The 26067-nt window shown below is 59.9% G+C and carries 23 protein-coding genes and 1 tRNA gene; 4 read left to right on the top strand and 20 right to left on the bottom strand.

Features of this window, described 5'->3' with window-relative positions; all coding sequences use genetic code 11:
- From rpsS to rpsL, 10 genes are all read right to left on the bottom strand, one after another.
- Positions 1 to 279, bottom strand: a complete 279-nt coding sequence (rpsS, locus tag DDE76_RS05195) for a 30S ribosomal protein S19 (protein ID WP_104894177.1) — start codon at positions 277 to 279, stop codon at positions 1 to 3.
- Positions 280 to 282: 3 nt separating this feature from the next.
- Complete coding sequence (gene rplB / locus DDE76_RS05190; protein WP_104894176.1) at positions 283 to 1122, bottom strand: 50S ribosomal protein L2; 840 nt, start codon at positions 1120 to 1122, stop codon at positions 283 to 285.
- 18 nt (positions 1123 to 1140) lie between these two features.
- Entirely contained in the window at positions 1141 to 1434 is a 294-nt protein-coding gene (locus tag DDE76_RS05185; protein ID WP_104894175.1) for a 50S ribosomal protein L23, read from the bottom strand.
- A complete protein-coding gene (rplD, locus tag DDE76_RS05180) occupies positions 1431 to 2051 on the bottom strand; it encodes a 50S ribosomal protein L4 (protein WP_104894174.1) in 621 nt (206 codons plus the stop codon). Before rplD ends, DDE76_RS05185 begins: the two co-directional genes overlap by 4 nt.
- Positions 2052 to 2747 (bottom strand): 50S ribosomal protein L3, encoded by a 696-nt coding sequence (gene rplC, locus DDE76_RS05175; RefSeq protein WP_104894173.1) that lies wholly within the window; start codon positions 2745 to 2747, stop codon positions 2052 to 2054.
- An 81-nt stretch (positions 2748 to 2828) separates the two neighbouring features.
- Positions 2829 to 3137 (bottom strand): 30S ribosomal protein S10, encoded by a 309-nt coding sequence (gene rpsJ / locus DDE76_RS05170; protein WP_035080820.1) that lies wholly within the window; start codon positions 3135 to 3137, stop codon positions 2829 to 2831.
- A gap of 68 nt (positions 3138 to 3205) precedes the next feature.
- A complete protein-coding gene (tuf, locus tag DDE76_RS05165) occupies positions 3206 to 4396 on the bottom strand; it encodes an elongation factor Tu (protein WP_104894172.1) in 1191 nt (396 codons plus the stop codon).
- A 68-nt stretch (positions 4397 to 4464) separates the two neighbouring features.
- Complete coding sequence (fusA, locus tag DDE76_RS05160) at positions 4465 to 6555, bottom strand: elongation factor G (protein WP_104894171.1); 2091 nt, start codon at positions 6553 to 6555, stop codon at positions 4465 to 4467.
- A gap of 12 nt (positions 6556 to 6567) precedes the next feature.
- Positions 6568 to 7038, bottom strand: a complete 471-nt coding sequence (gene rpsG, locus DDE76_RS05155; RefSeq protein ID WP_104894170.1) for a 30S ribosomal protein S7 — start codon at positions 7036 to 7038, stop codon at positions 6568 to 6570.
- A 14-nt stretch (positions 7039 to 7052) separates the two neighbouring features.
- Entirely contained in the window at positions 7053 to 7424 is a 372-nt protein-coding gene (gene rpsL, locus DDE76_RS05150; RefSeq protein ID WP_035080811.1) for a 30S ribosomal protein S12, read from the bottom strand.
- 536 nt (positions 7425 to 7960) lie between these two features.
- Here rpsL and DDE76_RS05145 point away from each other — a divergent pair.
- Positions 7961 to 9055 (top strand): NAD(P)-binding domain-containing protein, encoded by a 1095-nt coding sequence (locus DDE76_RS05145; RefSeq protein ID WP_104894169.1) that lies wholly within the window; start codon positions 7961 to 7963, stop codon positions 9053 to 9055.
- A 54-nt stretch (positions 9056 to 9109) separates the two neighbouring features.
- On the opposite strand, the gene rpoC is transcribed toward DDE76_RS05145, so the two are convergent.
- From rpoC to secE, 8 genes are all read right to left on the bottom strand, one after another.
- Entirely contained in the window at positions 9110 to 13294 is a 4185-nt protein-coding gene (gene rpoC, locus DDE76_RS05140; RefSeq protein WP_104894168.1) for a DNA-directed RNA polymerase subunit beta', read from the bottom strand.
- Between the two features lie 79 nt (positions 13295 to 13373).
- On the bottom strand, positions 13374 to 17513 hold the full coding sequence (gene rpoB / locus DDE76_RS05135) for a DNA-directed RNA polymerase subunit beta (RefSeq protein WP_104894167.1): 4140 nt from the start codon (positions 17511 to 17513) through the stop codon (positions 13374 to 13376).
- Positions 17514 to 17886: 373 nt separating this feature from the next.
- On the bottom strand, positions 17887 to 18261 hold the full coding sequence (rplL, locus tag DDE76_RS05130; RefSeq protein ID WP_104894166.1) for a 50S ribosomal protein L7/L12: 375 nt from the start codon (positions 18259 to 18261) through the stop codon (positions 17887 to 17889).
- Between the two features lie 57 nt (positions 18262 to 18318).
- Positions 18319 to 18837, bottom strand: a complete 519-nt coding sequence (gene rplJ, locus DDE76_RS05125) for a 50S ribosomal protein L10 (RefSeq protein WP_104894165.1) — start codon at positions 18835 to 18837, stop codon at positions 18319 to 18321.
- A gap of 303 nt (positions 18838 to 19140) precedes the next feature.
- On the bottom strand, positions 19141 to 19833 hold the full coding sequence (gene rplA / locus DDE76_RS05120) for a 50S ribosomal protein L1 (RefSeq protein WP_104894164.1): 693 nt from the start codon (positions 19831 to 19833) through the stop codon (positions 19141 to 19143).
- Between the two features lie 5 nt (positions 19834 to 19838).
- Entirely contained in the window at positions 19839 to 20267 is a 429-nt protein-coding gene (rplK, locus tag DDE76_RS05115; protein WP_104894163.1) for a 50S ribosomal protein L11, read from the bottom strand.
- 114 nt (positions 20268 to 20381) lie between these two features.
- Positions 20382 to 20912, bottom strand: coding sequence for a transcription termination/antitermination protein NusG (gene nusG / locus DDE76_RS05110; protein ID WP_104894162.1), 531 nt, complete (start codon positions 20910 to 20912; stop codon positions 20382 to 20384).
- Between the two features lie 42 nt (positions 20913 to 20954).
- Complete coding sequence (gene secE, locus DDE76_RS05105) at positions 20955 to 21149, bottom strand: preprotein translocase subunit SecE (protein ID WP_104894161.1); 195 nt, start codon at positions 21147 to 21149, stop codon at positions 20955 to 20957.
- 255 nt (positions 21150 to 21404) lie between these two features.
- Between secE and DDE76_RS05100 the strand changes: the two genes are divergently transcribed.
- Positions 21405 to 21671 carry a hypothetical protein gene (locus tag DDE76_RS05100; RefSeq protein ID WP_104894160.1) on the top strand — a complete coding sequence of 89 codons (267 nt, stop codon included), beginning with the start codon at positions 21405 to 21407 and terminating at the stop codon, positions 21669 to 21671.
- A gap of 240 nt (positions 21672 to 21911) precedes the next feature.
- Here DDE76_RS05100 and DDE76_RS05095 read toward each other — a convergent pair whose 3' ends face one another.
- Positions 21912 to 23786 carry an FG-GAP-like repeat-containing protein gene (locus DDE76_RS05095; protein WP_104894159.1) on the bottom strand — a complete coding sequence of 625 codons (1875 nt, stop codon included), beginning with the start codon at positions 23784 to 23786 and terminating at the stop codon, positions 21912 to 21914.
- 343 nt (positions 23787 to 24129) lie between these two features.
- Positions 24130 to 24205, bottom strand: a tRNA-Trp gene (locus DDE76_RS05090).
- Positions 24206 to 24591: 386 nt separating this feature from the next.
- On the opposite strand from DDE76_RS05090, the gene DDE76_RS19490 reads away from it, so the two are divergent.
- Both DDE76_RS19490 and DDE76_RS05085 read left to right on the top strand, forming a co-directional pair.
- Positions 24592 to 24759, top strand: coding sequence for a hypothetical protein (locus tag DDE76_RS19490; protein WP_157955668.1), 168 nt, complete (start codon positions 24592 to 24594; stop codon positions 24757 to 24759).
- Positions 24756 to 26063, top strand: coding sequence for an amidase (locus DDE76_RS05085; RefSeq protein ID WP_104894158.1), 1308 nt, complete (start codon positions 24756 to 24758; stop codon positions 26061 to 26063). Before DDE76_RS19490 ends, DDE76_RS05085 begins: the two co-directional genes overlap by 4 nt.
- The last annotated feature ends 4 nt before the right edge of the window (positions 26064 to 26067 follow it).

Raw genomic sequence — 26067 nt, 5'->3', positions numbered from 1 at the left:
CTACTTCCTCTTGGCCTTCTTGTCGGCCGCGTGACCGTAATAGGTACGGGTCGGCGCGAACTCGCCAAACTTGTGACCGATCATTTCCTCGGTGACGAGCACCGGGACATGCTTCTGGCCATTGTGCACGCCGAACGTGATGCCGACGAACTGCGGCAGGATGGTCGAGCGACGGGTCCAGATCTTGACCACATCATTGCGGCCGGAGGTCTGGGCCTTCTCGGCCTTCTTGAGCAGATAGCCGTCGACGAACGGCCCCTTCCAAATCGAACGGGTCATGTCTTACCTGCCCTTCTTCACGTGACGGCTGCGAACGATAAACTGGTCCGTAGCCTTGTTGCTGCGCGTACGCTTGCCCTTTGTGGGCTTGCCCCACGGGGTCACCGGATGACGGCCACCCGAGGTACGGCCTTCACCACCACCATGCGGGTGATCGACCGGGTTCATGGTCACGCCGCGGTTGACCGGCTTGCGGCCGAGCCAGCGATTGCGACCAGCCTTGCCCATCGAGGTGTTCGAGTGGTCCTGGTTGCTGACTGCACCAACGGTGGCCAGGCACGAGCCATGCACACGACGCTGCTCACCCGAGTTCAGGCGCAGAATGGCCCAACCCTGGTCGCGGCCCACATACTGGGCATACGCACCGGCCGAACGGGCAACCTGGCCGCCCTTGCGGGGCTTGAGCTCGATATTGTGCACGATGGTACCAACCGGCATGCGTTCGAGCGGCATGGTGTTGCCAGGCTTCACGTCCGCGCCATTGAGCGAGGAGATCACCTTGTCACCGGCGGCCAGACGCTGCGGGGCAACGATATAGGCCAGCTCGCCGTCTTCGTACTTGATCAGTGCAATCCAGGCCGTGCGGTTCGGATCATATTCGAGACGCTCAACGGTCCCGACCATGTCGAACTTCACGCGCTTGAAGTCGATCATACGATAGCTGCGCTTGTGACCACCGCCACGATGGAACGCAGTGATGCGACCACGGTTGTTGCGACCACCAGATTTGCTCAGGCCTTCGGTCAGAGCCTTGACCGGAGCACCCTTCCACAGTTCCGACCGGTCAGTCGTCACCAGCGTGCGACGGCCTTCGGAAGTGGGGTTGTAAGTCTTTAGAGCCATTTGTCTGTCTCTTATCCCTTATAGGCCGGTCGAAATATCGATCGACTGGCCATCGACCAGGGTTACGACGGCCTTCTTGACGTCGTTGCGAACACCAACCTTGCCACGGAAGCGCTTCACCTTGCCCTTGCGGACCAGGGTGTTCACTGCCTTGACCTTGACCGAGAAGAGCTGCTCGACGGCGGCCTTGATCTCGGTCTTGCTGGCATCAATCGCCACGTCGAAAACGACCTGGTTGTATTCCGAAGCCATCGTCGACTTTTCAGTCACAACGGGGTTACGGACGATGTCGTATGCGGCAAGCTTGTTCATGCGAACCTCGCTTCGAGCGCTTCCAGCGCTGCCTTGGTCAGGACGAGCTTGTCGCGCTTCAGGATCGAAACAACGTTGATCCCCTGGATCGGCAGCACGTCGATATTCGGGATGTTGCGGGCGGCCAGAGCAAAGTTCTGGTCAACATTCGCGCCATCGATGATCAGGGCATTTGCCCATTCCAGCTTGCCGAAAGTGGTGCGCAGGGCAGCCGTCTTGGCTTCCTTCTGAGCGACACTGTCGATCACGATCAGCGAACCGGCCTTGGCCTTGGACGACAGAGCGTGCTTGAGGGCCAGAGCACGGACCTTCTTGGGAAGATCGATCGCGTGGCTGCGCGGGGTCGGACCGAATGCACGGCCACCACCACGGAACTGCGGAGCCTTGCGGTCGCCGTGACGAGCGCCGCCCGAACCCTTCTGCTTCACGAACTTCTTGCCCGTGCGCGCGCCTTCCGACCGGTTCTTCACGTCATGCGTGCCGGACATGGCCTTGAGCTGCTGGTAGCGCACCATGCGGTGCAGGATGTCGGGACGGACTTCGAGGCCGAACACAGCGTCCGCGACCTCGACCTTACCGGCCGACTTGCCTTCGAGAGTGGTTACCTGGAGTTCCATTTACTTAGCATCTCCCGAAGCTGCAGCCTCGAACGAGCCGGGGAAGGCAGCGTTCGCGGGAGCCGGCTTCTTGACGGCGTCCTTGATCATAATCCAGGCACCCTTGGAGCCTGGCACCGAACCCTGGATCATGATCAGGCCACGTTCCACGTCGGTCTTGACGACCTTGACGTTCTGCGTGGTGATGCGACGATCGCCCATATGGCCCGGCATCTTCTTGTTCTTGAAGGTCTTGCCCGGGTCCTGACGGCCACCGGTCGAACCGATCGAGCGGTGCGACACGGACACACCGTGCGAGGCACGCAGGCCACCGAAGTTCCAGCGCTTCATACCGCCGGCAAAGCCCTTACCGATGGAGGTGCCGGTCACGTCAACCAGCTGGCCCTCGGCGAAGTGATCAGCCTTCAGGGTCGCGCCAACCTCGATCAGGTTGTCGGCGTCAACGCGGAACTCGGCGACATGGCGCTTAGGTTCCACCTTGGCAACGGCATACTGGCCGCGCTCAGCCTTGGAGACATTCTTGGGCTTGGCCTGGCCAGCACCCAGTTGCAGGGCGACATAGCCGTCCTTTTCGACGGTCCGCTGGCCTACCACCTGGCAGTTCTGCAAACCCAGCACCGTCACGGGGACGTGGTTACCGTCCTCGGTGAAGATGCGGGTCATGCCCAGCTTCTGTGCGATCAATCCAGAACGCATCGGTTTTTACCTTCTTGTTGGCGCTCTGCCGGGTCATGTTTTCAGAGGACCCATTTAGCGGCAGGCGCGGAAACTCTTGTCTTAGAGCTTGATTTCGACGTCGACACCGGCGGCGAGATCGAGCTTCATCAATGCATCGACCGTCTGGGGAGTCGGGTCCACAATGTCCAGGAGACGTTTGTGGGTCCGGATCTCGAACTGCTCACGCGCCTTCTTGTCGATATGGGGCGAGCGGTTCACGGTGAACTTGTCGATGCGGGTCGGCAGCGGGATCGGCCCGCGAACCTGTGCACCCGTGCGCTTGGCGGTATTGACGATTTCGCGGGTCGAGGTGTCGAGCACGCGGTGGTCAAACGCCTTGAGGCGGATGCGGATATTCTGACCGTTCATCTTCACAATCCTGACATAAAAGGTTCGCGGCGCGCGAGACTCGCGCGCCGCGACTGTCTCAAAGAGGCTTACTTCAGGATCTTCGCGACGACGCCGGCGCCGACGGTGCGGCCACCTTCACGGATAGCGAAGCGGAGCTTCTCTTCCATGGCGATCGGAACGATGAGCTGAACATTCATGTTGATGTTGTCGCCCGGCATCACCATTTCGGTGCCTTCCGGCAGCGTCACGATGCCGGTCACGTCGGTGGTGCGGAAGTAGAACTGCGGACGGTAGTTGCCGAAGAACGGAGTGTGACGGCCGCCTTCTTCCTTGGTGAGGATATAGGCCTCAGCAACGAAGTCGGTGTGCGGGGTCACGGAACCGGGCTTGCAGAGCACCTGACCACGTTCCACCTGGGTGCGATCGACACCGCGGATCAGGGCGCCGATGTTGTCGCCAGCTTCACCCGAGTCGAGCAGCTTGCGGAACATTTCCACACCGGTAACGGTGGTCTTCTGGGTGGCCTTGATGCCGACGATTTCGACTTCTTCACCAACCTTGACGATGCCGCGTTCAACGCGACCGGTCACCACGGTACCACGACCCGAGATCGAGAACACGTCTTCGATCGGCATCAGGAACGGCTGGTCAACCGGACGTTCCGGCTGCGGGATGTAGGAGTCGACAGCAGCCATCAGCTCGAGAACGGCGTCGTGGCCGAGCTTCGGATCCGAGTTTTCCAGAGCAGCAAGAGCCGAGCCCTTGATGATCGGAATATCGTCGCCGGGGAACTCGTACGAGCTCAGGAGTTCGCGCACTTCGAGCTCAACGAGCTCAAGCAGTTCCGGATCGTCGACCATGTCGCACTTGTTCAGGAACACGACCAGGGCCGGCACACCAACCTGACGGGCGAGCAGGATGTGCTCACGGGTCTGGGGCATCGGGCCGTCAGCAGCGGACACGACCAGGATCGCGCCGTCCATCTGGGCAGCACCGGTGATCATGTTCTTCACATAGTCGGCGTGGCCCGGGCAATCGACGTGAGCATAGTGACGGTTCTGCGTCTCGTACTCGACGTGAGCGGTATTGATGGTGATACCGCGTGCCTTCTCTTCTGGCGCAGCATCAATCTGCGAGTAATCCCGGAAGGTCGCACCGCCGGTTTCGGCCAGGACCTTGGTGATCGCTGCGGTCAGCGAGGTCTTGCCATGGTCAACGTGACCGATGGTGCCGATGTTGCAGTGCGGCTTGTTGCGGGAGAACTTTTCCTTCGCCATCGCTTTTCTCCAAATTCGTCAGCGCAATCGCCGACATTCAGTTGAGTTTTTAGTAGCTTGCGCTGTTTTTAGGCGTATTTGGCCTGGACTTCGTCGGCGACTGCCTGCGGGACCTGCTCGTAGTGATCGAAAACCATCGAATACTGAGCACGACCCTGGCTCATGGACCGGAGCGAATTCACGTAACCAAACATGTTGGCAAGCGGCACAAATGCATTCACGACCTGGATCACACCACGGCTTTCAGTGCCCTGGATCTGCCCACGACGGGAATTCAAATCACCGATGACGTCGCCCATGTACTCATCTGGCGTCGTAACTTCAACCTTCATGATCGGCTCGAGAATCTTCGGACCGGCTTCACGCATTGCTTCACGGAAACCCGCGCGCGCTGCGATTTCGAATGCCAGCACCGAGGAGTCCACATCGTGGTACGCACCGTCGGTCAGGGTGACCTTGATGTCCACGACCGGGAAGCCGATCAGCGGGCCTGCGCCCATGACCGATTCCAGGCCCTTCTGAACGCCCGGGACGTATTCCCTCGGCACTGCGCCACCAACGATGGCGTTGACGAACTCAAGACCCTTGCCAACTTCACCCGGCTCGACCTCGAGCTTGATACGGGCGAACTGGCCCGAACCACCCGACTGCTTCTTGTGGGTGTAGTCCTTGATGGTCTTCTTCGTGATGGTCTCACGATAGGCAACCTGGGGCTGGCCGATATTGGCCTCGACCTTGAACTCGCGCTTCATGCGATCCACGAGAATGTCGAGGTGCAGCTCGCCCATGCCCGAGATGATGGTCTGGCCCGATTCCTCGTCAGTCTTGACGCGGAAGGTCGGATCCTCGGCAGCCAGGCGGTTGAGGGCAAGGCCCATCTTTTCCTGGTCGGCCTTCGACTTCGGCTCAACCGAAATGTCGATAACCGGATCCGGGAAGATCATGCGCTCCAGGATAACCTGCGAGTTCGACGGGCAGAGGGTATCACCTGTGGTGGTGTCCTTCAGGCCCACAATGGCCACGATGTCGCCAGCGAAAGCTTCGCTGATCTGCTCGCGGCTGTTCGAGTGCATCTGGAACATGCGGCCAACGCGCTCGCGCTTGCCCTTCACGGTGTTTTCCAGCTGCGCACCCTGCTCCAGCTTGCCCGAATAGATACGGCAGAAGGTCAGCGAGCCCATGTGCGGGTCGTTGGCGATCTTGAAGGCCAGCATCGAAAGCGGCTCGTTGTCGTCAGCGTGACGCTCGATCGGCTCTTCGGTCTTGGCATCGATGCCCTTGATGGCCGGGACGTCGGTCGGGGCCGGCAGGAAGTCGATAACGCCGTCGAGCAGGGGCTGTACGCCCTTGTTCTTGAAGGCGGAGCCGGCAAAGATCAGGAAGAACTTGGTATCGCAGACGCCCTGGCGCAGCAGACGACGAATGGTGTCGTTGCTCGGCAGCTCGCCTTCGAGGTAAGCTTCCATCGCCGCATCGTCGAGTTCGACGGCAGCTTCGATCATGGCTTCGCGGTACTTTTCGGCCTTTTCCTTGAGGTCGGCCGGAATTTCCACGATATCCCACTGTGCGCCGAGCTCTTCATTGCGCCAGACCAGAGCGTTCATTTCGATCAGATCGACGACGCCCTTGAAGTCATTCTCGGCACCGATCGGGAGCTGCACCGGAACACCCTTGGCACCCAGACGCGTACCGACCATGTCGACGCAGCGGTAGAAGTCGGCACCGATCTTGTCCATCTTGTTGACGAAGATCAGACGCGGCACGTGATACTTGTCGGCCTGGCGCCAGACGGTTTCGGTCTGCGGCTCTACACCGGCATTGGCGTCGAGCAGCGCAACAGCACCGTCGAGCACGCGCAGCGAACGTTCGACTTCAATGGTGAAGTCCACGTGGCCCGGGGTGTCGATGATGTTGAAACGGTGCATGGTGCCATTACGATCCTTCCAGAAGGTCGTGGTGGCAGCAGACGTGATGGTGATACCGCGTTCCTGCTCCTGCTCCATCCAGTCCATGGTCGCGGCGCCGTCATGGACTTCGCCGATCTTATGGGACTTGCCGGTGTAGTAGAGGATGCGTTCGGTCGTGGTCGTCTTGCCAGCATCAATGTGCGCCATGATGCCGAAGTTACGATACAGATTAATCGGGTATTCGCGTGCCATGGGGCGCTCCTACTACCAGCGGTAGTGCGAGAATGCACGGTTGGCATCAGCCATACGGTGCGTGTCTTCGCGCTTCTTGACGGCCTGGCCGCGACCGTTCATCGCGTCCATGAGCTCACCGGACAGACGCTCGCGCATGGTGTTCTCACCGCGCTTGCGAGCACTATCGATCAGCCAGCGAATGGCCAGGGCCTGCTGACGATCGGTACGGACTTCAACCGGAACCTGGTAGGTTGCACCACCAACGCGGCGCGACCGGACTTCGACGGCCGGACGAATATTGTCCAGGGCGCCGTGGAACACGGTGATCGGATCCTGCTTGGTCTTGGCCTCGACGATATCGAAAGCGCCATAGACAATGGATTCGGCTGCAGACTTCTTGCCGTCCTTCATGAGCGAGTTCATGAACTTGGAAACGACCAGATCGCCGAACTTGGGATCAGGAATAACTTCACGCTTTTCGGCGCGGTGACGACGGGACATCGCTCAATATCTCCTTACTTCGGACGCTTCGCGCCATACTTGGACCGGCGCTGCTTGCGGTCCTTCACGCTCTGCGTGTCCAGGACACCGCGGAGCACGTGATAGCGAACGCCCGGCAGATCGCGCACGCGACCGCCGCGGATGAGCACAACGGAGTGCTCCTGCAGATTGTGACCTTCGCCCGGGATGTACGAAATCACTTCGCGCTGATTGGTCAGGCGGACCTTGGCAACCTTGCGCAGAGCCGAGTTCGGCTTCTTAGGGGTCGTGGTGTACACACGGGAGCAAACACCGCGCTTCTGCGGATTGGCTTCCATGGCCGGAACTTTGTTCCGCTTTGGCTTGCTGGCGCGTGGCTTGCGGATCAGCTGATTAATGGTGGGCATTGCGCTCTTTCCATCGTCCAAAATTCGAAGCCCATCACGCATGAAAGGCTCCAGTACTAAATTCACGCCCCTTGGGACGCGCAGTTCGGTCTACACAAGCAAACCAAAGCGGCGCATGCCCGAAACCGCGAGGGATTCGGCAGCGCCCCAATTGCAGCGGACCACCCGCCTTTCGGCAGCAGTCATGCGCACAAGGATTTGCTTCGTCTAACTACCCGACAGTGTGTTTGATTGCCCTGGATTCCCGCTCAAGATGGCAGGGACCCGGTGTGGCAACCACGACCGACCGCTAAGGTAGGCGCTGTTTAGAACCGAAGACTCGCCCCGTCAAGGATTCTTTCGTGAAAAAACCGAAGGCGAGCCTTGCGTTTCAGGCAGATTGGCCCCGTTTGAGGTCAACAGGAACTGGACGGATTGCCAAAAAACGGTTCGGCTGACGACGTGAGTCCTGCTCGGCGCTGCCGCGAACGCTGCCCCCCTGCCCTTGCGCATGGTCCTTGGCCTGATTAGATCAGAAGCCACCGACGGAGCGTCCCTTGAGTGAACAGACCCTGCTTGCCGCCCTGAAACTGGATATCGTGGTGATCGGCGCCGGGCAAGCTGGGCTCAGCGCCGCGCACCATCTGCGCAAGCTCGGGTTCGAACCCGAGAAAGATTTCCTGGTTCTCGACCGGGCCCCGCAGCCGGGAGGCGCCTGGCAGTACCGCTGGCCCTCACTCACCCTGAGCACAGTCAACCGGGTTCACGACCTGCCCGGTCTTGCCTTCGGGGAATTTGCAGGCGGAGACGATACGGTCAAGGCCTCGATTGCGGTGCCGCATTACTTCGCAGCCTATGAGACCCATTTTGATCTACGGGTTCTGCGCCCGGCGACAGTACAAGTGGTGTGTGATCGTGGCGAGCGGCTACGCATCGAAACTGACCGCGGATTGCTTTCTGCGCGCGGCATCATCAATGCCACCGGCACCTGGGAGAACCCCTATATTCCAGAGTATCCCGGCGCTGCCACTTTCAAGGGTCAGACTCTTCACACCAAGGACTTCCGAACGGCCAGCGATTTTGCCGGGCGCCATGTCCTGATTGTCGGCGGGGGAATCTCCGCCATCCAACTGCTCGATCAGATTTCACAAGTGACCCAGACCAGTTGGGTGACGCGCACGCCACCACGTTGGCGCGACGGCCCCTTCGATGAAGAGGCCGGACGCAGGGCTGTGGCAATGGTTGAAGAGCGTGTGCGGGCCGGCCTGCCACCGCGCGCCGTGGTCTCGGTCACCGGGCTACCGGTCACACCCGCGATCGAGGCCATGCGCAAACGCGGTGTGCTTGATCGCCAGCCGATGTTTTCCGAAATCACGCCGACCGGCATTCGGTGGTCCGACGGGCGCACATTAGAAGTCGATGTGATCCTATGGTGCACCGGGTTCCGCAGCGCACTCGACCATCTGGCCCCGTTGCAATTGCGCGAAGAGAGCGGCGGCATCACCATGACCGGGCGCCTTGCCACCCAGGCGGCCAAGGATCCGCGCGTGCATCTGGTCGGTTACGGCCCTTCCGCCTCGACCATCGGAGCGAACCGGGCCGGTGCGGCAGCCGCCCGCGAACTCACCAGCTTCCTGCATCTGGTCAAATAGCCAAAAAGAAAGGGGCCCGAAGGCCCCTTCCCCAATTCTTGTATCGTGGTCCCGTTACTCGGCAGCAGGGGCCGCAATCTGCACGGTCTCGGCCTGGCGGCGACGCTCTTCCAGGATGAGATCGTCGCGCTTGGCGGCGATCTGCTTGGCCTTGGACTGACCGGCACCGGTACCCGCCGGGATCAGGCGGCCAACGATGACGTTCTCCTTGAGGCCTTCGAGCAGGTCGGCCTTGCCGGAGACAGCCGCTTCCGTGAGGACGCGTGTGGTCTCCTGGAACGAGGCTGCCGAGATGAACGAACGGGTCTGCAGCGAGGCCTTGGTGATACCCAGCAACACCGGGTTCGCCGTAGCCGGCTTCTTGCCTTCGGCAATGAGCTGATCGTTGAGCTCGTCGAAGTCCAGCTTGTCGAGCTGCTCGTCCTTGAGCAGGCCGGACTCGCCCGGTTCCACGATCTCGACCTTCTGCAGCATCTGGCGAACGATCACCTCGATGTGCTTGTCGTTGATCAGCACGCCCTGCAGGCGATAGACCTCCTGAATCTCATTGACGAGATAGCGTGCCAGCTCTTCGACGCCCTTGATCGCAAGGATGTCATGCGGAGCCGGATTGCCGTCCAGGATGTATTCGCCCTTCTCGATGGTATCGCCTTCCTGCAGATGGAACGGCTTGCCCTTCGGGATCAGGTATTCAACCGGATCAGCGCCTTCCTCGGTTGGCTCGATGATCACGCGGCGCTTGTTCTTGTAGTCGCGACCGAAGCGGATGGTACCATCGATCTCAGCGATGATGGCGTGATCCTTCGGACGACGGGCTTCGAACAGCTCGGCCACACGCGGCAGACCGCCGGTGATGTCCTTGGTCTTGGCGCTTTCCAGAGGAATACGGGCCAGGACGTCACCCGGTGCAACCTTTTCGCCCGGCTCAACGGCAATAACCGCATCAACCGAAAGCAGGTAACGGGCTTCGCCGCCACGATCCACCTTGGCAATCGCACCGCCACGGGCAATGGCGAGCGCAGGCTTGAGGCCCTCGCCACGCTGATTGCCGCGCCAGTCGATGACCACGCGCTTGGTGAAACCGGTCGCCTCGTCGGTGTTTTCTGCCACCGAAGCACCGTCCACCAGGTCCTCGAACACCACTTCACCCTCTACTTCGGCGAGGATCGGACGGGTGTACGGATCCCATTCGGCCAGGCGCTGACCACGGCGAACGGTGTCGCCTTCCTTGATCAGCAGCTTGGAACCATAGGTTACCTTGTGCGTGGTACGCTCCTTGCCGTCAGCGTCAACGATCGCAAGCGACACGTTACGGGCCATGACGACCTGCTTGCCACCTTCGACGGTTGCCAGGTTCGGATTGCGGACTTCGATCTTGCCCTCGGCACCAGCCTCGAGGAAGGACGAGTCCACCACCTGTGCGGTACCACCAATGTGGAACGTACGCATGGTGAGCTGGGTACCAGGTTCACCGATGGACTGAGCAGCGATAACGCCGACAGCTTCACCGATATTGACCGGAGTACCGCGTGCCAGGTCGCGACCGTAACAGGCCGCGCAGCAACCCTGACGCATGTCGCAGGTCAGCGGCGAACGAATGCGGACCGACTGGATACGGGCCTCTTCGATCACGTCGACATGCTTTTCTTCAAGCAGCGTGCCCTTCGGCGCGATCAGATCGCCCGAAATCGGGTGGAACACATCGTCGGCCGTCGTGCGACCCAGAATGCGCTGACCCAGCGAAGCCACAACCTGACCGGCGTCCACGATGGGCTCCATGGTCAGGCCACGCTCGGTGCCGCAGTCTTCGGACACGATGATCGCGTCCTGAGCCACGTCCACCAGGCGACGGGTCAGGTAACCCGAGTTCGCCGTCTTCAGAGCGGTATCGGCCAGACCCTTACGGGCACCGTGGGTGGAGTTGAAGTACTCCAGCACGTTCAGGCCTTCCTTGAAGTTCGCGGTGATCGGCGTTTCGATGATCGAGCCGTCCGGCTTGGCCATCAGGCCGCGCATGCCGGCAAGCTGCTTCATCTGGGCCGGCGAACCACGCGCACCCGAATGGCTCATCATGTAGACCGAGTTGATCGGCTTCTGGCGCTTGGTTTCCTCATCGATCTGGACGGTACGGATCGCGTCCATCATCTCTTCGGCAACCTTGTCACCACACTTGGCCCAGGCGTCCACGACCTTGTTGTACTTTTCGCCCTGGGTGATCAGGCCGTCATTGTACTGCTGCTCGAACTCTTCGACCTGCTTACGCGTGTCTTCCACGATCGTGTACTTGGACGCAGGGATAACCATGTCGTCCTTACCGAACGAAATGCCGGCATCACAGGCGTTCTTGAAGCCAAGCTGCATGACGCGGTCACAGAAGATGACCGTCTCCTTCTGACCGCAACCGCGATAAACGGTGTCGATCATCTTGGAGATCATCTTCTTGGTCATCAGCTGGTTGGCTGTCGCGAACGGCACCGCCGGATTGATCGGCAGGATCTGACCGATCAGCATGCGGCCCGGGGTCGTTTCCACGATCTCGGTGGTCTGCTTGCCTTCAGCATCCCAAGCCGGCACGCGGGCCTTGATCTTGGTGTGCAGGGTCACGACCTTGTTGTCGAGCGCGTGTTCCAGTTCCGCATAGGAACCGAAAGCCATGCCTTCACCCGGCTCATTGTCGTTCATCAGCGAGAGATAATAGAGACCAAGTACAATGTCCTGCGAGGGCACAATGATCGGCTGACCGTTGGCGGGATGCAGAATGTTGTTGGTCGACATCATCAGCACGCGTGCTTCAAGCTGGGCTTCCAGCGAGAGCGGAACGTGCACGGCCATCTGGTCGCCGTCGAAGTCGGCGTTGAAGGCCGAGCAGACAAGCGGGTGCAGACGAATGGCCTTGCCTTCGATCAGCATGGGCTCGAAGGCCTGGATGCCGAGACGGTGCAGGGTCGGCGCACGGTTGAGCAGAACCGGATGCTCGCGGATCACCTCATCCAGGATATCCCAGACTTCCGGCTTTTCCTTTTCCACCAGCTTCTTGGCCTGCTTCACGGTCGAGCTGAAGCCCTTGGCTTCCAGGCGCGAATAGATGAACGGCTTGAACAGCTCGAGCGCCATCTTCTTGGGAAGACCGCACTGGTGCAGCTTCAGGTTCGGGCCCACGGTGATCACCGAACGGCCGGAATAGTCAACGCGCTTGCCGAGCAGGTTCTGGCGGAACCGGCCCTGCTTGCCCTTGAGCATGTCGGACAGCGACTTCAGCGGACGCTTGTTCGCACCGGTAATGGTGCGGCCGCGGCGGCCATTGTCGAACAGCGCGTCGACCGCTTCCTGCAGCATGCGCTTTTCGTTGCGGATGATGATATCGGGCGCACGCAGCTCGATCAGGCGCTTGAGGCGATTGTTGCGGTTGATGACGCGACGATAGAGGTCGTTCAGATCCGATGTGGCGAACCGGCCGCCATCCAGCGGCACCAGCGGGCGCAGCTCAGGCGGAATGACCGGAATGACGGTCATGATCATCCATTCGGGCTTGTTGCCCGAAACGATGAACTGCTCGACGATCTTGAGACGCTTGGCCAGCTTCTTGGGCTTGAGCTCTGTGGTTGCCTCGGCAATTTCCACGCGCAGGTCAGCCGCGATCTTTTCCAGATCGAGGCCGAGCAGGATTTCGCGGATCGCTTCGGCACCGATTTTGGCGGTGAAGCTGTCGGCACCGTACTCATCCTGTGCATCCAGGAACTGCTCTTCGGTAAGCAGCTCGTTCTGCGTGAACGGGGTCAGGCCAGGATCGAGAACGACATAGTTCTCGAAATAGAGAATACGTTCGATATCCTTCAGCGTCATGTCGAGCAGCAGCGCAATGCGGCTCGGCAGGGACTTGAGGAACCAGATGTGAGCGACCGGAGCGGCCAGCTCTATATGGCCCATGCGCTCGCGGCGCACGCGGCTCAGAGTGACTTCCACACCGCACTTTTCGCAGATGACGCCCTTGAACTTCATGCGCTTGTACTTGCCGCACAGGCACTCATAGTCCTTCACGGGACCAAAGATACGGGCGCAGAACAAGCCGTCACGCTCGGGCTTGAACGTACGGTAATTGATGGTCTCAGGCTTTTTGATTTCGCCATAGGACCAGGACAGGATCTTTTCGGGGCTCGCGATCGAGATCTTCATCTGATCGAAAGTCTGCACGGGGACGGCCGGGTTGAACGGGTCCATGACGTGGGAATGATGGTTCATCATTTCTCTCCTCTATCCTCCCGGACCGCAGCCAGGCTGCCGGTCCGGTCGGAAGGTGAATGGGGTTGGAAGTGCCGGATTATTCCGCCGCTTCCTGAGGAGGTGCGAGCTCCGGATCAGACTGTTCGGGTTCCCCGTCCTCGCGCATGTCGAGCTCGACATTGAGACCGAGGGACCGGATTTCCTTGACCAGAACGTTGAAGCTTTCCGGGATGCCCGCTTCGAAGGTGTCGTCGCCGCGCACGATGGCCTCGTAGACCTTCGTACGACCCGCCACGTCGTCCGACTTGATGGTGAGCATTTCCTGCAACGTATAGGCAGCGCCATACGCTTCGAGGGCCCACACTTCCATCTCGCCGAAGCGCTGGCCACCGAACTGTGCCTTGCCGCCGAGCGGCTGCTGGGTAACCAGCGAGTAAGGACCGATGGAACGCGCGTGGATCTTGTTGTCCACCAGGTGGTCGAGCTTGAGCATATAGATGTAGCCCACGGTCACCTGACGGTCGAACTGCTCGCCGGTACGGCCGTCGAACACGGTCGACTGGCCCGAGGCCTTGAGACCTGCTTGTTCCAGCATTTCGACAATGTCGGCTTCCTTGGCACCATCAAACACCGGGGTCGCGATCGGTACGCCCTTGGAGAGATGTTCACCCAGGCGAACCAGGCTGTCGTCATCCAGATCGTTCAGCGTGTCATCATTGGCGAACAGCGTCTTGATCTCGGAACGCAGCGGGGTGAGGTCACCCTTGGCGTGATAGGCGCGAACCATCTCGTCGATCTTGCGGCCCATGCCGGCACAAGCCCAACCCAGATGGGTTTCCAGGATCTGTCCGACATTCATGCGCGAGGGCACGCCGAGCGGGTTGAGCACGATGTCCACCGAAGTGCCGTCTTCGAGATACGGCATGTCTTCGACAGGCACGATGCGCGAAACCACACCCTTGTTGCCGTGACGGCCGGCCATCTTGTCGCCCGGCTGGATCTTGCGCTTGGTGGCGATGAAGACCTTGACCATCTTCATCACACCCGGCGGAAGTTCGTCACCGCGCTGCAGCTTGTCCACCTTGTCGATAAAGCGCTGCTCGAGCAGACGACGGCTCTCTTCATACTGAGCATGAAGAGCTTCCATCTCGGTCATGACCTTGTCGTCCTCGACGGCAAACTGCCACCACTTGGAACGCGGCTGACCTTCAAAGATCGAGTCATTGAGCTTGGTGCCCACGACATAGCCCTTCGGACCAGCCGTAGCGGCTTTGCCGAACAGCATTTCCTTGAGACGCGCATAGACGTTGCGATCCAGGATCGACTGTTCGTCGTCACGGTCCTTGGCGAGGCGTTCGATTTCCTCGCGCTCGATGGCCATGGCGCGCTCATCCTTGTCGATACCATGACGGTTGAAGACACGGACTTCCACGACGGTGCCGGCGTCGCCCGGGGGCACGCGCAGCGAGGTGTCACGAACATCCGACGCTTTTTCACCGAAGATGGCGCGGAGGAGCTTTTCTTCCGGTGTCATCGGCGATTCACCCTTGGGGGTGATCTTGCCGACCAGAATGTCGCCCGGCTGCACTTCGGCACCAATATGCACGATACCGGCTTCGTCCAGGTTCTTGAGCGCTTCTTCCGAAACGTTCGGAATGTCTCGGGTGATTTCTTCCGGACCAAGCTTGGTGTCACGGGCCATGACTTCATATTCCTCGATATGGATCGAGGTGAAGACGTCCTGCATGGCGATTTTTTCGCTCAGAAGGATGGAGTCTTCGAAGTTGTAGCCATTCCAGGGCATGAACGCGACGAGCACATTGCGGCCCAGGGCCAGATCGCCCAGTTCGGTCGAGGGACCGTCGGCAATGATGTCACCAGCGTTGATGTGGTCGCCCACCACCACCAGCGGACGCTGGTTGATCGAGGTCGACTGGTTCGAACGCTGGAACTTCATCAGATTGTAGATGTCGACGCCCGACTTCGACGCATCGGTTTCCGCCGTTGCGCGAATGACGATACGGGTCGCATCCACCTGATCCACGATACCGGTCCGCTTGGCCACGATGGCAGCGCCGGAGTCACGGGCCACCACCGGTTCCATGCCGGTGCCCACGAAGGGAGCCTCGGCACGCAGCAGCGGCACAGCCTGCTTCTGCATGTTCGAGCCCATCAGGGCGCGGTTGGCGTCGTCGTTCTCGAGGAACGGGATCAGCGAAGCAGCAACCGACACCATCTGCTTGGGCGAAACGTCCATCAGGTCGACGTTTTCCTTGGGCGTCAGGCCGTTGTCGCCGGCGTGGCGAGCCACTACCAGATCGTCGGCCAGTTCGCCATCCTTGGTGAAGGCCACGTTCGCCTGGGCGACATAGTGCTTCGCCTCTTCCATGGCGGAGAGGTACACGACCTCATCGGTGAGCTTGCCGTCGACGATCTTGCGGTACGGGGTCTCGATGAAGCCGTACTTGTTGACGCGGGCATAGGTGGCCAGGTTGTTGATCAGACCGATATTGGGGCCTTCCGGCGTCTCAATCGGGCAGATGCGGCCATAGTGGGTCGGATGCACGTCGCGGACTTCGAAGCCAGCACGTTCGCGGGTCAGACCACCCGGCCCAAGCGCGGACAGACGACGCTTGTGCGCCACTTCCGAGAGCGGGTTGGTCTGGTCCATGAACTGCGAAAGCTGCGAGGAACCGAAGAACTCACGCACAGCAGCAGCAGCCGGCTTGGCGTTGATCAGGTCCTGCGGCATGACCGTGTCGATCTCGACCGAGCTCATGCGCTCCTTGATGGCGCGCTCCATGCGGAGCAGGCCAAGACGATAGGAGTTTTCCATGAGTTCGCCGACCGAGCGAACGCGGCGGTTGCCCAGATTGTCGATGTCGTCGATTTCGCCGCGGCCATCGCGCAGGTCAACCAGCGTGCGGACGACTTCCACGATATCTTCCTTGCGCAGGGTCCGCATGGTGTCGGGCGCATCGAGTTCAAGGCGCATGTTCATCTTGACGCGGCCAACGGCCGACAGGTCATAGCGCTCGCTGTCGAAGAACAGCGACTGGAACATGGCTTCGGCAGTTTCGACGGTGGGCGGCTCACCCGGACGCATGACGCGATAGATGTCAAACAGCGCGTCTTCGCGGCTCTCGTTCTTGTCGATTGCCAGCGTGTTGCGCAGATAGGCACCGATCGAGATATGATCGATATCCAGGATCGGCAGCTCGTCAAAGCCCTTCTCGACCAGAGCGGTCAGCAGCTTCTCGTCCAGTTCGTCGCCCGCTTCGGCATAGATTTCACCGGTCTGAAGGTTGACCAGATCCTCGGCGACATACATGCCGAAAAGGTCTTCATCGACCGCCAGCAGGTGGGTCAGACCGTTCTCGGCCAGCTTCTTGGCCTGGCGGGCCGAGAGCTTCTTGCCGCCTTCATGCACGACATCGCCAGTCTTGGCGTCGATCAGGTCGTGGGTCGGCTTGGCGCCCTTCCACTTTTCGGCATCGTAAGGAACGCGCCAACCCTTCTCGGTCTTCTCATAGTTCAGCTTGTTGTAATAGGTGTCGAGGATTTCCTCGGCATCCATGCCAAGCGCCTTGAGCAGCGAGGTGACCGGAATCTTGCGACGACGGTCGATACGCGCATAGACGATGTCCTTGGCGTCGAATTCGATATCGAGCCAGGACCCGCGATAGGGAATGATGCGGCCAGCGAACAGCAGCTTGCCCGAAGAGTGCGTCTTGCCCTTGTCGTGATCGAAGAACACGCCAGGCGAACGGTGCATCTGCGAAACGATAACGCGCTCGGTGCCGTTGACAACGAAAGTGCCATTGGGCGTCATGAAGGGCATGTCGCCCATATAGACGTCCTGCTCCTTGATATCCTTTACCGAACGGGCGCCGGTTTCTTCATCCACTTCAAACACGATCAGCCGCAGCGTCACCTTGAGCGGGGCAGCGAAGGTCATGTCGCGCGCACGGCACTCGTCGATGTCGTATTTGGGCTGTTCGAATTCGTAGCGCACGAATTCGAGCGATGCGGTGTTGGAAAAGTCGGTGATCGGGAAAACCGACCGGAACACGGACTGCAACCCCTCTTCAGGCCGGCCACCCTTGGGCTCGGCAACCTGAAGAAACTGATCATAGGAAGCCTTCTGGACTTCGATCAGATTGGGCAGCTCCGTGACTTCGCGGATGGAGCCGAAGGACTTGCGAACCTTGCGGCGGCCGTTGAACGTGGTAGCCATGAAAGCTCCTACTTTAAAGCGCTTGTCTCGGAGGCAGATATCCAAAGACCCGACTATCAGCCGTCGGCGCTCGGGATATATGCCTGGTTAGTCAATTCGTCGGGTCTTGGTGGATGGCAAAGGAATCCGGCTCACAACCCGATGAGCCGGTTCACAGACACGTGATCAGCGACTAAAGCCCCGCACGAGGGGCAGCCCACGGCGAGGTCAACAGAGGCTTCAAGCTGCCCGCGACATCCAAATTCGTCATATATTTCCGCAAATTGGGGCTTGGACCCATCCAATCGGCCCAAAGCGAATCGTTCCGTCAGAAACGGAAAAGCGAAATGGCACATAAAGCGCCATTTCGCAAATTTCAAGGCAAAAGTCGAAATTACTTGAGTTCGACCTTGGCGCCAGCAGCTTCCAGCTTCTTCTGGATGTCTTCGGCTTCAGCCTTCGACACGCCTTCCTTGACGGCCTTCGGAGCACCTTCAACCAGGGCCTTGGCTTCGCCCAGGCCGAGGCCGGTGATGCCACGGACTTCCTTGATGACGTTGATCTTGTTGTCGCCGAAGGCGGCAAGGATCACGTCGAATTCGGTCTTTTCTTCAGCAGCAGCGGCCGGAGCAGCACCGCCGGCGGCGGCAACAGCAACCGGAGCAGCGGCGGAAACGCCCCACTTTTCTTCCAGCATCTTGGACAGCTCAGAAGCTTCCAGAACGGTCAGGGCCGAGAGATCATCAACGAGTTTGGCGAGATCAGCCATTTTACACTCTTTTCAGTTTGAGTTCGGGTTCGAATGTTGAGGTAGTTTGGAACGGCCTTACGCCGCTTCGCTCTTTTCGGCGTGAGCCTTGAGAACGCGGGCAATGCCCGCGCCTGGCTGCACCAGAATGGAAGCGATGTTCGTTGCCGGCTGCTTGACAAGACCTGCGAGCTTGGCACGCAGTTCGTCCAGCGACGGCATGGTTGCCAGCGCCTTGACGCCATCGGCGTCCAGAGCGGTCGTCCCCATGGCACCACCGAGAATAACGAACTTCTGGTTCTTCTCGGCGAAGGCCGCTGCGATCTTGGGTGCAGCGACGGGATCTTCCGCATAGGCGATGACGGTCGGGCCGGTAAACAGGCCCGAGATATCCGCGACATCGGTTTCCTTAAGAGCGAGCTTGGCAAGGCGGTTCTTGGCGACCTTGACCTTGCCGCCAGCCTTCTTGACCTGCACGCGCAGGTCAGTGAACGCAGCGACGGTCAGGCCGGTATTGTGCGCGACGACGATCGATCCAGCACCCGCAAGGGATTCCTGGAGCGAGGCGACGACTTCACGCTTTTCCGCTCTTTCCAAAGCTAGTCTCCACAAATAAGCCCCAGGGCATTAGCCAAGGGACCATTGCCAATTGCTGCCCCCTGCCCTGTGGGCCGGGGAACAACGGTTAGTGCCTGCCAACCGAGTGCCCGCTTGGGGCAACTGGCTTAGGTTCGAACCACAAACTCTGGGCCATTCGGCCCGGAATTGGGTCTCACCCCGTCTATTGCTGGCTCCAGAACTGGAATTAACGGCATGACGCCGGCCGGCAGTCTCGGACAGGACTTAACGCAGCCCCCGAAGGGACGGCGAAACCGGGCGGCGAACCGCCCGGAATTCGAATTAGACGGCCGTATTCGGCTCGACATGGACACCCGGGCCCATGGTGGAGCTCACGGACACCCGCTTGACATAGGTACCCTTGGCGCCAGCCGGCTTGGACTTCTGCACGGCGTCGGTGAACGCCTTGATGTTCTGCAGCAGCGCGTCCTCGGAGAACGACACCTTGCCGATACCGGCGTGAATGATACCGGCCTTCTCGACGCGGTATTCCACAGCGCCGCCCTTGGCAGCGCCAACGGCGCCCTTGACGTCCATGGTCACGGTGCCGACCTTGGGGTTCGGCATTAGGTTGCGCGGGCCCAGGATCTTGCCCAGACGGCCGACCAGCGGCATCATGTCCGGAGTGGCAATGCAGCGGTCGAAGTCGATCTTGCCCGACTGGATGGTTTCGAGCAGGTCTTCAGCGCCAACAATGTCAGCACCGGCAGCGGTGGCCTCGTCGGCCTTGGCGCCACGGGCGAACACAGCGACGCGAACGGTCTTGCCGGTGCCATTGGGCAGGCTCACGACACCACGAACCATCTGGTCGGCGTGACGCGGGTCAACACCGAGGTTCATCGCGATCTCGACGGTCTCGTCAAACTTGGCCGAAGCCTTCGACTTCACCATCTTGATGGCATCTTCGAGCGAGTACAGCTTGTTGCGATCAATGCCTTCACGGGCAGCGGCAACCTTCTTTGCGATCTTTGCCATCTCTATCAGCCCTCGACCTGGATGCCCATCGACCGGGCGGAACCGGCGATCATGCTCATTGCGGTTTCAACGTCGTCCGCGTTGAGGTCCTTCATCTTCTTTTCGGCGATGTCACGAAGCTGGGCTTCGGTGATGGTGCCGACGCTTTCCTTGCCCGGCAGCTTGGAGCCGGACTTCAGGTTCATCGCCTTCTTGATGAAGTAGGTGACCGGCGGCTGCTTCATCTCGAAAGTGAAGCTCTTGTCGGCATAGGCAGTGATGATGGTCGGAATCGGCGAGCCCTTTTCGAGCTCCTGCGTAGCCGCATTGAAGGCCTTGCAGAATTCCATGATGTTCAGACCGCGCTGACCCAGCGCCGGACCGATCGGGGGCGACGGGGTGGCAGAGCCAGCCGGGACCTGGAGCTTGATATAGCCCGTAATCTTCTTAGCCATTTTCTATCCTTCTCATGCGCCCCGAAGGGCAGTTGAAGCCGTGGTACGGTTTCCTGACGCCGGCTAAGCGCCATCCCCTTCCACGGGTTTCGCGAGGTTGCCCCCGCGTATCGATCAGACCTTTTCGACCTGACCGTATTCGAGCTCCACAGGCGTGGGGCGACCGAAAATCGAGACCTCGACCTTGAGGCGGGAGCGTTCCTCGTCCACCTCTTCGACGATGCCATTGAAGCTGGCGAACGGACCGTCCGAAACGCGAACGTTCTCGCCCACTTCGAAACTGACGGAGGGCTTGGGATGATCCACACCTTCCTGCACCTGCTGCAGGATCGACATGGCCTCGCTCTCCGAAATCGGCATCGGCTTGTTGTCCGAACCGAGGAAACCAGTGACCTTGGGCGTGTTCTTGATCAGGTGGAACGCCTCATCGGTCATATCCATCTTCACCAGCACATAGCCCGGGAAGAACTTGCGCTCCGTATCGACCTTGCGGCCTCGACGGATCTCGACGACCTTTTCGGTCGGCACGATCACGTCTTCAAACAGGTGCTCAAGCTTCTTTTGCGCAACCTTGAGACGGATATCTTCCGCCACCTTGCGCTCGAAGTTCGAATACGCCTGAACGATGTACCAGCGCTTGGCCATAAAGGGTCGCCGCTCCCAATAACTTTTCTTGTATGAACCGACTTAGCGGATCGACAGCATCAAGGATACGAACCAGGAAATGACCTGGTCCGCCGCGAGGAAGAACAGGCTGGCCAGAATGACCAGCACCAGAACCATGATCGTGGAAATCACAATCTCGCTCCGGCCCGGCCAGGTGACCTTGCTGACTTCCGAGCGAACCTGCTGGAAAAACTGGACTGGGTTCGTGCGGGCCATGGGCAAATCTACTTCGTATCTTGGTGCAAAACCAAAGGCCGCGCAGGAATCCCGCACGGCTAGAGCGGGCTATCTAGAGGCTTTGCCAGAGGAATGCAACAGGCTTGGCAATCGAATCGCCGCTCCGGACACAGTCTGTTTCCGATCACATGTAAAGCATAAGTGCAAAAGGCGCACGAATCCCCCTTGCGCCCCCGCATTGCATGTCGTTGGATAGATTGTGCCCGGAATGTGGCAAAGCTCGTGGAGGGAGCAATGTCGTTCGAGGTCCTTGCCTGCCAATTGATGCATTTTGGTCCCCATCCGACCATTTCAGGTCGTATCACCGGGGTGGTGCGCGTGCGGATTCGCGAGCAATTCCAGGGCAACGTTACCGAATACGGCCTTGACCTGCCTGTGAGGGCCAATTGTGGCAAGGTGCCGCATGAGCAGGTGCGCACCGCTTTGCTCACCCATGCAGCCCATCAGCTCAACAAGCTCAAGGCCAGGCACAGCGATCCCCTGCCCGCAGCAGCAGAATAAGCGGTAACAACCTCGTTGCGGCTTTGCGGCAGTCCAAGCCGTCCTGGATGCCCATCGAAAACCCGGATAGCGCCGGAAACCATTTCGGCAATCGTACGTTCTTGGAAATGCAGGATTTGCCTCCTGCGACCTCCAACGTCAGTCCCCGGATCCCATGCACTCCCTACCCCTGCCGGGGACTGGCTCTTTTCGTTTGCCCGGCCGGTCGCATACCCGACCGACCGGGCAGTCTGGCTATGATCAGGCAATAAACACGTCGTCGCCAACATTCGTGCCCAGGTCGGCCGACAGCAATTCGTAGTCGGCCAAGGATCTGACCGCGATCTGATCCGCGCGATCAGCACCGCGCAAGATCGTGGCCTCGCCGCTCGTTTCGTGCTGCATGAGCAGGTCTGAGCTGCCATCGCCATCAAAATCGGCAATGCTCACAACGTGATGCCCTTGGGGCGCAAAGCCAATATTCACATTGGCGCCGCTGCCGCCCTCAATGAAGGACATCCAGCCGCTGGTCGCGCTCTGAAACAGGATGTCGTCCTTACCGTCATCGTTGAAGTCACCCACACCGATGAATTCGACTGTCCGGACACCGAGCCCGACGGTGTAAGGTGCACCGTCCTGGGCGCCTTTCACATAGGACACCCAGCCACTGCTATCGCTCTGGAACAGCAGGTCGTCCCGGCCATCCCCATCAAAATCCCCGGTCGCGAGCAGCGTTTGCCCGGGGCGGAAACCGACATTGACAGTCGCGCGCGTCGCGCCGTCCACATAGGCGTACCATCCGCTTGAGTCGCGCTGGAACAGGATGTCGGTCGCGCCATCGCCGTTAAAGTCCCCGAGGCCCTTCAGGCTCTCGCCATGCCGGAAGCCGACATTGGAGAAGGTGCCGTCGCCCTCGACCATGGAGTACCATCCCGAGCTGTCGCTGCGGAACAGCAGGTCGTCGCGCCCGTCACCGGTATAATCGCCCACAGCCATCAGCGACAGGCCGCTGCGGAAGCCGATATTGGTATTGGCTCCGGCTCCATCGAGATGGCCGTACCAGTCATTGCCATTGCGGTAGAGCATGTCATCGGTGCCGTCGGCATTGAAATCCCCGATGCCGACAACTTCACGTCCGGAAGCGTGCGCGACATAGTGCAGGCTACCCGTCAGACCCTCGATGTAGCGAATGGCACCGGAAGAAGCCTGCACCAGCAGATCCGCTCCCAAGTTGCCGCCGATATTGGTGTGCTCTTCCAGCTCGATGAGAACGTCCGAGAAAGCGATGTATTCGACACCGCTAAAGCTCTTGGTGCCATAGCCAAAGGTGTCGTGCATCGCCGTCCCGGCGACCAAGTCGAGGATGAAGCCACTCCGGTTCCACTCGATCTGCAGGATATCGATCCCTTTGCCGAAATCGGCGGTATCATCTCCGATATTGGCGCTGAAGATATTGGTCCCATCGTCACCGATAAAGCTATCGTCGTGGACCGTTCCCCGAATGCGCTCAACGCTGGTGATCTGATCCACATCGCCATAGGGCTTGCTGACTGTTCCGGCAGTCAGATCGACATGGATCGGTCCGCCGATCAGGGGCCCGTAGTCGATAAAGTCGTATCCTTCGCCACCGTCAATAACGTCGTTGCCGGCATATCCCGAGAACACGTCATTGCCATTGCCACCGATGAGCTGGTCATCGAAATTCGAACCGAACAGGGCGTCGGGATTGTCACCCGCGACGAACTGCACACCCGCAGGTGCATATTGCGCATTCAGGCTCAGCCCGAAGCTGTCCATGAAGGCATCGATGGGAGCGTAGTCGCCCTCGCCGGCAGCCACGAGCAATGGATAGAGTTCGGTGATCAGCACCGTGCGGCTGAAACTGATCCCGAGAATATGCTGGCCGTCCCAGCTGATATTGGCATCGTTCACCACCCCACCAGTGGGAACATCGCCGTCCCAGGTCAGACCGGAAACGCTCACCCGCGTGACCAGACCATTGGAGCCGGTCAGGTAGATGTGGCTGACCCCGAAAACCGGTGTCTCGACCCGGTCGAAGGCAATGCCGGTCAGCGCATCGTTAAGGATGGCATTGGTGGAGCCACCGATCTGCTGGTTAAAATACAGATAGTCCATTCAACCCCTCCAAAACTCAAAATTCATTCGCCAATTACTCTGAAATAACCATCCAGAAACACAACAACATGACACCACGTTGTTGCAGCCGGAGGTCAGATTTGCACAAATTGAAATATCCGGCACCTAAAAAAATCGGCCAAGATCCCAAAACCCACCGTTACCCATACAGCAAACGGAAAAACCGACCGATGGCGAATTTGCCAGCAATGCTGTCCACATAGCTATGGAAACTGTCAATAACGATTTGTTAGCCACGACACATTGCCAGCAAAAGACGACGAGCATGGTTAAGACCACGATCGTGTCGCGCTGATCTGTTCAAAGATGTCTGTAAATTGCCTGGCAGGGGCTGGGGGACTCGAACCCACGACCCTCGGTTTTGGAGACCGATGCTCTACCAACTGAGCTAAACCCCTTCAGGCGAGGGTGTGTCTAATGGCAAAGCGCGGCAGATGCAAGGGGCAGTTTGAACCTCTGCCTGCCCGTTCACAGCCATGTTCAATTGGCCCGCGTGCCACGCACATCACAATACCCATGCCACCGCCAATCCGGCGTTTCGATAGTCTGACAACAGTGCAGCGCCTGTGCGACGCTGTAGCATTCGGCGTATCGGGAGCGTTCAAATCCCTTGTTCGTTGTCATCGCTGATGTTGCCGAAGGTCCATTCAGGCGCGCCCTGAGAAATGGTCATTGGCGCTGAAGGTCCCACGCTGAAATCCTGCAGCCATTCTCTGATTTGCCTCGGGAGACCATCGTGCGCCTCAAGCCGCCTGTCAGTGTGGATCACGCCAGGAATTACCTAATGTCCTGTGCAGAGCTGGCCTGGGACGGCCCGCAAGCGCTTGAACTTGGTCCCATTCTGGATGGCATTGCCAACGCCATGGCCATCGTCAGCGCCTTGGACATCCCCGACGATATCGAACCGCTGTTTGGCGAGGATATTGCCACCGCCGGGCAAGAACCGAGATGACTGGCATACTGGACATGACGGCAACCGAGCTGGCTGGCAACATCGCGTCTGGTCTGGTTGATCCGGTTGAGGCCGTGTCAAGCTACCTTGAGCGCATAGAGGCGCGTGAACCGCTATGGCGGGCCTGGGCACATATTGACCGGGACGGCGCCTTGGCGGAGGCCAGGGTCATGACCGAGGAAGCACGATCCGGCGCTCTGAGGGGTCCACTGCATGGCGTGCCCGTGGGTATCAAGGACGTGTTTCACGCCCAGGGCATGCCGACGCTGGCCAATTCTAAGACCATGGATCCGAACGCCACCTATGCAGATTCGGGTGTGGTCGCGGCGCTGCGCTCGGCCGGCGCCATTATCCTGGGCAAGTGCGAAACCGTGGAATTTGCCGGTATGGGCGTTCCACCCGGATCCCGCAACCCCTGGAACCCCGCCCATACCGGGGGCGGGTCAAGCTCGGGGTCAGGTGTCGCCGTTGGGGCGCGTATGGTGCCGGCGACCATCGGCACCCAGACCGGGGGCTCCAACCTTCGTCCCGCCTCCTACAATGGCGTTGCCGGCTTCAAGCCCAGCTACGGCGCCCTCTCCCGCGACGGGCTGCTGCCGGTTTCCTGGAGCCTGGACCATCCCGGACTGATAGCCCGCTCGGCCGAGGACCTCGACCTGATCTTCGGCGCCATTGCACAAAACCCTGGCCTGGAAGCCAAGCAACAAGACGCGTGGCGCATTGGTGTGTTGCGGGATTTCTTCTTTGAAACATCCGAAACGGACACCGTGGCCGTCGTCGACGCCGCTTTGGCACGCCTCTGCGCGGCAGGTATGCAGGTCGACACCGTGGCTCTGCCCGAATTGTTCAGCGCGCATCATGCGATCCATCACCTCATCATGAGCACGGAGATGGCTGCCTACCACGCTCCCCGCCTGGCCAGCGCCGGCGAACGGATGTCGGGGCGGCATAAACTGCTGGTGCAAGCCTTCGCTTTGGTTCCGGCTGGATATTATCTGCAGGCCTTGCGGGCGCGGCGCATGCTGCGTGATGCCATGCTGCCGCTCTTCGACGCACACCCCGTGCTGGCCATGCCGACGACCCCGGCGCCAGCGCCGGAGGGGTTGGAATCGACCGGCAACGCTTCTCTGCTATCCCCCTGGAGCCTGCTCGGCTTTCCGGCAGCAACCATTCCCTGCGGGCTTGCCGAGAATGGACTTCCGCTTGGCCTGCAACTTGTCGGCGCACCTGGCACTGACCGCACTGTCATTCAGGCCGCCATCGCCGCAGAGCGCGTGCTTGGCCGCCTCGAACTGCCTGCCTGAGAGG

The organism is Devosia indica (assembly GCF_003056405.1).
In the GTDB taxonomy this organism is placed as follows: domain Bacteria; phylum Pseudomonadota; class Alphaproteobacteria; order Rhizobiales; family Devosiaceae; genus Devosia; species Devosia indica.
Note: the sequence above shows the minus strand (reverse complement) of the source record. Positions and strands in the feature narration are given on the sequence as shown.